The sequence below is a fragment of the Planctomycetia bacterium genome (assembly GCA_034440135.1).
In the GTDB taxonomy this organism is placed as follows: Bacteria; Planctomycetota; Planctomycetia; order Pirellulales; family JALHLM01; genus JALHLM01.
This window is the reverse complement of sequence record JAWXBP010000163.1, coordinates 1-6456: the sequence shown is the minus strand read 5'-3', so window position 1 is coordinate 6456 and position 6456 is coordinate 1. Positions and strand designations below refer to the sequence as shown.

The window sequence follows — 6456 nt, the reverse complement described above, 5'->3', positions numbered from 1 at the left end:
AAGCCTCGCTTCAGTCCGCGAATGATGACGGTGGCGGCTTAGCAGCGCTCGTAACCGATGTCGCGCAGCCCCGCGGCATGGCAGTCGATTCGGTGAATCAATTCGCCTATTGGACGGAGCCGGGCTCCCTGGCAATTCGCCGAGTGAGCCTCGACGGAAGCGACGTAGAAGAAACTGTGGCGGAAGTACGGAACGGCGCTGCAGGCATCGCAGTTGATCTCACGACGGGGAAGGTCTACTGGACGGACTCTGACAATTCGGAAATCAACGCTGCGATTCGTGGTGGCAAGATTCGCCGAGCGAATCTGGATGGCTCGCAACCTGAAGATGTCGTGGCGACCGACCTGCTGCACCCCGGGGGAATCGCCGTCGATTCGATCGAAAACAAGGTTTACTGGTCCGACGTCGAAGGCCATTTGGATGGCTCTGGAAGAATCCTCCGCGCAAATCTCGACGGCTCGAACGTGGAGACGCTGCTCACCGGCATAGACGAGGCCACTGGCCTGGCGCTCGATCAACGCGCCAGAACGCTGTATTGGGCCGAGAGTGCCACTGGTCGCATCCAGCGAGCCAACCTGGATGGCAGCGGTTTGGAGACGATACTGGAAGTGCCCGCGACGACGGTGGCGCTGAACGTCGAGACAGACACGCTCTATTGGACGGAAGGGTCCGGGAACGTGAAGCGCGCCCGGCTTGATGGCAGCGATCCGTTCACGATTGCGGCCGGTGTCGGCGAACCTTGGGGAATTGGTGTATTGCCACCGCTCTACTTCTCTTGGGACTTGAACAGCGATGGCGATTTCGCCGATGCCTTTGGCGAGAGTCCCTTCCTGACGTGGGAGCAGTTGGCTGGCTTCGGCATCGACGATGACGGCGAATACGAGATTGCGCTTCGAGTCGAAGATGGTGACGGCCAAACGGAAGAGGCGTCCGCAACAGTGTTGGTTGCGAACTCAGTACCTTCGCTCGTGTCAATTACCCTGTCGCCGGACACCATTTGTGAAGGCGACGGTTTCACAGGCGCGCCGGCATATAACGCCTTCGAAACGGTTTTCCCTGAAGCGGAAGGAACTTTCCCGTTCGCAATTGACAATTCCGGCCAAATCGCAGGCACTGTGTCGATCCCCAACCTGCATCAAGGTGGTTTCCTGCGTCTTATTGACGGAACTTTGCAGCCCATCGAGTTTCCTGGTCGCACTTACACGCAGCCATTAGGCATGAACAATCTTAGCGAGATTGTTGGCGACACAGCTGACGAATCCGGGCATTTTAAGCGAGGTTTCATTCGACGAGCAAATGGATCGTTTGAGGAGTTCGACATCCCAAATGTTGCCGGATTTCAAGTTAATGACATTAATGACCTCGGACAGGTTGTTGGTGTTGTCTCAACACTTGCAAATACCAGTCAAGTATTCGTTCGCGAGCCGCAGGGTCAGTTAAAGTTCTTCGTGATCCCCGCCATTGGCCAACACAATGCGTTCGGCATCAACAATTCTGGAATTGTTTCCGGAACTGATGGCTACGTGAGCTTCCTATTGAACACTGCCGACGGCAGCTCGACCGTTTTCGCATACCCCGGTGCCACGCAAACGCAATTCTCTGGGATCAACAACCGAGGACAGGTGGCCGGAATGTGGTTTACGGAAGGTGCTGGAGTGCACGGGTTCATTCTAAACCCCGACGGCACCTATTTCGGAATTGATTTTCCTGGTGCCCGCCATACAGAACTGCGAGCTGTCAACGATCGCGGACAAGTCACTGGTTATTATTCCCCGTTCCAAGGTTCGCCTCGGTCGGGATTCATTGGCACACCAGACTACGACGCTTCAAAGGTCGTGCAGCTCACTGGCACAGTTATTGATAATGGACTTAATGACACACATGAGCTCCTCGTTGATTGGGGAGACGGCAACCAGTCCACAGCGGTCGTTGACCCAGAGGCGCGAACCTTTTCCGGATCGCATGTTTATCTGGATGACGATCCCAGCGGCACGCCATCCGACCAATACATGATTAGCGTCACCGTTTCAGACGATGACGGCGGCGTGGCCAGTGACAGTGCGACCGTGATCGTGGAGAATGACGCTCCGTCGGGCCTGGTTCTTGACGCGCTTACGCCGATCGACCTGGGCGATTTAGCCACGCTGAACGGAGCATTCACGGATCCCGGAGTCCTGGACACGCACTCAATCTTGATTGACTGGGGGGACGGCCACACAACAACGATCCAGACCCAAGTGGGGACTCGCACGTTTGAGGCAACACACCCGTACCTCGAAAGCAACCCGGGAAACGAATTCACGATTTCGGTGATGGTGACCGACGACGATAGCGGAAGCGTGTTCGCCAGCACGACGCTCGTCATCCTCGACCGTCCACCGGCTATCGAGGATTTGACTATTTCCCCCGCAGTGGCGGACGAAGGCGAGTTGGTAACGGTCAGCGGTGCAATCGCGGACCCAGACCTGCTCGATACGCATACAGTCTCAGTCGACTGGGGCGACGGTAGCGCGACGGTGGCCGTTGTCGATCCGCAGTTGCGGACGTTTGCAGCGACCCACGCATATTTGGACGATGATCCGGGCGGTACTTCCGCCGATCAATATCCGATTGCCATTCGAGTTACCGACGATGATGGCAACTTCGCTGAGACGGCCACGAGCATCACCGTCGCCAATGTCGCTCCCACGCTTTCGATCGGCGATGTTCCGAACAAGATCAATGTGGGGGTGCCGTTCACGGTCACGGCGCAGGCGACCGACCCCAGCCCGCTCGACACCTTCACCTTCCTCTGGCAAGTCACGCGCGGCGGTCAGAGCGTGGCGGTCGCAGCGGGCGCGAGCTTCGCGTTTACACCGCTGGATGCGGGAGACTACGTGTTCACACTCGTCGGAACGGATGACGATCTGGGCGCGGCCGTGACGCAGCTTACGCTCACGGTCGGCCCGTGCTTGGTGCCAGGAGACACGAATGGCGATTGTGCGGTCGGCGTTGTGGACCTGAACAACGTCCGAAATCACTTTGGCGAGACCGGGCTCGGTGTGGTCGATCTGTCGTTCAACGCCCCGTCGCCGGGCACACTGCTGGATAAGGACGGCGTTGGCGTTGGCTTCACGCACCGGCTGCCAGGGACCGGCGATGGCTTGTCGAACACCGACGCCAACATGGACCTGGAACCTGGGATCAATGGTCGATTGCTGCTCAAGAGCACGAATGCAAACGCCAACGGTGGAGTGAATCTGGAAGCGCTGGAAGCGCCCGGCGTGTTGCAAGAGGGGATCGGCCAAGATGACTTCAATCTGACTGCGACCTTCCTGAACGTTCAATTGCCCAACAGCGGCGACCACCTGACGCTGTATGCAGGCACGGCGTGGAATAACACCGTGCGTGTCGGCTTTCATGAGTCGAATGTTTATCACATCGCGATCAATCGGGGGTTTGGAGACGAGATTCTGTATTCAACGGCGGTGAACGCCTTCGCGCCGGGCGACGACGTGACGCTGACGTTGTCGCGACGTATGGGCAACTGGTCCGTTTCGTGGCAGAATCACACCAACCCTGCTGCGAGCGGTGAGTCAACTGCCTTTGAATTGGCGTTTCTGAACGTCGAATTCGACTTGTACTTGGGCGTCCAACACACAAGTCCAACGACCACCGTGCAGCAGACCGCCACAATTGATAGCTTTACTCTGGATATCCTGCGACCAATCCCCGGCGACTCGAATGGCGACTTCATTGTGAACTTGATCGACCTGAACGCGGTGCGGAATAACTTTGGGACAAGTTTTCCAGCGCCGCAGGCAAGTAGGAGTGCCGACGACGTGACCGTTGGCAAACCGAAGAGTTTGGCGCGACCGGGAGCATCTAATTTGGTGGACGCGGTGTTTGCCCAGTTCGCCTCGAACGGTGCATTGAACGATTTGGCATCCGCGTGGCCCGCTTTGAAACGGCGGCGTGCGTGAGGCCGTTGCTAAGGCGAAACGGTTGGGACGAGCAGAGCGCCTCCGGCCGAATCGAAGCGCCGTTGGACAGTGTACGAAGATTGGTCATCGAGGAGACGCCCGGTAATGCTTTCGATTCGGTTGCGGCTCATGTTATTGTTGGCGACATTTGCGACCGCCGTTTACAGTTGGAGCGAGGCGCTTGCAGTTAACGATGATGCGCCGATTGTCGGAACAAGCTATGGCAGCCTTCGGCGGACGGCCAGCGCATTCCTCTGGGAGGACGGGAAAATCGTTGATTTGAGTGATCTCATCGATCCGGCGTCCGGCTCGCGACTGCTCCATGCCGAAGACCTCAACAATCGAGGCCAAATCGCGGGTTATGGCCGTTCCCCTGAGGGCAATGTCGCCGCGATTCTCCTCACCCCAGTGCCGGAGTCGAGTTCGCTGACACTTGTCCTGCTGCTCGTAGGCGGGCTGGCGATTCACTTCATCCGACGACGTGCGCTAGAAACAGCGACTTTGCTTCAATCCGCCGCGGCAAATAGCAGCGTCGTGTCCGCCGCCAAGCACCAGCCGGCGTCGGTTTTCCAGGGCGACGTCCCTTGACCGCCGTACTTGGGGTGTTCGCTGCTCCAGATCAATTCCCAGTGGCGTTTCGCCGGCGCGGCCAGCAACGGCTGTGACGGCGGCGTCACCGACAGGTCGCGGCCGAAGTTCGTCAGAATCAATCGATCGTAGCCTTCGTCGGTAAAATAGCGCAGCGCCAGCGCGTCCGTCGAGAACGCGACGCCGTCGAGCATGGTTGCGTCTTGCCGCTGAAGCACGGGGTCTGATTTGCGCAGCTGCAAAAGATCGACATGCAGACGATATTCATGCGCGTGCGATTGCCGTTCCGATAAATCGAGTTTGCATTGCTCGAACGTACGCCGCGCGCAGGGATCGGGCAACGTCGCCTGCATGTCCAGCGTGGCGAGACTCGGGAACTGGCTCAGGAACGATTTGCGGCCCTCCCACACGATGCGGCCCAGTTCTTCCGCGAGATCGGCGTAGTAGAGGAACGGGCTCGACGCACAGAATTCCTGGCCTTGCAGAAACATCGGCGTCTGCGGCATGAACAGCCAGAGCGCTGTTAGGGCGCGAAACCTTGCGGGGCTCGCCAATTGATGCAAACGCAGCCCGTAAGCGGAATTCGCGACCTGGTCGTGGTTCTGCAAGAATGAAACGAAGGACCACGCATCAAACCCGCGCGTGCCGGAGCCGCGTTCCTGCCCATTCACGCGGGCTTGCCCCTGATACAAGAACCCATGCCGCGCGGCGGTGACGAGCTCCTGGGCGTGCCCTGCGAAGTCGCGATAATAACCTTCGTTACGCCCCGTGGCGCAGACACGCGCGGAGTGATGAAAGTCGTCGTTCCAGATGGCGTCCATGCCGAAGCCGCCGCTCTTGGTTGCGCGCAAGTTGATGACGTCCTGCGGTTGGTTCTCCACGGATAGATGAATCCGCCGTCCTTTGGCCGCGGCGCGCGCAACCTCCGACATCTCCGCCAGAATGTGTCGCGGAGAGCAATCGGCGATCGCCTGCGTCGCGTCGAAGCGATAGCCGTCGAGGTGGAACTCCTCGATCCAATAGCGCACGTTGGTCAGGAAATAATCCCGAACGATGGCGGAATCGGCGTCGTCGAAATTGATCGCGGCGCCCCATTCGGTGACGTGGCGGTCGGTGAAGTAATGATCGGAGTACTGCGCCAGATAGTTGCCCACCGGCCCAAAATGGTTGTAGACGACGTCGAGAATCAAGCCGATGCCCAACTCGTGTGCATGATTCACGAACGCGCGGAAATCCTCCGGCGTTCCGTACAGCCGGCACGGCGCGAAAAGATTCACGCCGTCGTAGCCTCAGCCAAAGTCGCCAGCGAAATCGGCGATCGGCATGATTTCCAACGCTGTAATGCCGATCCGTGCTAGTTCAGCAAGCTCGGCTGCCGCGGCGCGCCACGTGCCTGCTGTCGTGAAGGTGCCGACGTGCAATTCGTAGATCACCTGGCCGCGGGGTTCGAGGCCATGCCAATCGCCATCGGTCCAGACGAATTGGTGCGGATCCACGACTTGCGACGGACCTTCCGGCCCTTGCGGCTGATAGTGGGACGCCGGGTCGGGAAACCAACGCGATTGACCGTGCGGACGAAAGGCATAGACCAAGCCCGGCTGGCCGTCGCACTCGCCAGCGTAGAAACCGTGCTCCTCCGCCGTCATGCGCACGACGGCGAGTTCCTGAGAAGCATTCGCGCGGTCGAGAATCACAACTTCCGCGGCAGTCCATTTCGGCGCCCAAACGCGAAATTGCACGCGCCCGTCCTGGTACTCAGCGCCAATCGGATATCTTCGTGGCGTAGGATCGTTACTCATAAATGAATACTCAATCGGCGAACTTCAGTGCGGAATGCGTACTTTGAGCAGCGAGGAAGCAAATCAGATTCCCCGCCTCCAAGTAGCCTGAGCATATCGACATCGTT

General features: G+C 58.7%; 3 protein-coding genes. 1 reads left to right on the top strand and 2 read right to left on the bottom strand.

The features are described 5' to 3' along the window. Positions 1-3962, top strand: a 3962-nt coding sequence (locus SGJ19_09405) for a hypothetical protein (GenBank protein MDZ4780454.1), incomplete at its 5' end; no start/stop codon positions are given. Between the two features lie 506 nt (positions 3963-4468). On the opposite strand, the gene SGJ19_09400 is transcribed toward SGJ19_09405, so the two are convergent. After that, entirely contained in the window at positions 4469-5827 is a 1359-nt protein-coding gene (locus SGJ19_09400; protein MDZ4780453.1) for an alpha-amylase family glycosyl hydrolase, read from the bottom strand. Between the two features lie 12 nt (positions 5828-5839). Next, positions 5840-6349: a hypothetical protein gene (locus tag SGJ19_09395; GenBank protein ID MDZ4780452.1), complete on the bottom strand. Its 510-nt coding sequence runs from the start codon at positions 6347-6349 to the stop codon at positions 5840-5842. Positions 6350-6456: the final 107 nt, after the last annotated feature.

What these genes read in the sequence shown, in the direction of transcription:
- SGJ19_09395 (MDZ4780452.1), bottom strand. Translation starts at nt 6,349, where the DNA reads ATGAGTAACGATCCTACGCCACGAAGATATCCGATTGGCGCTGAGTAC.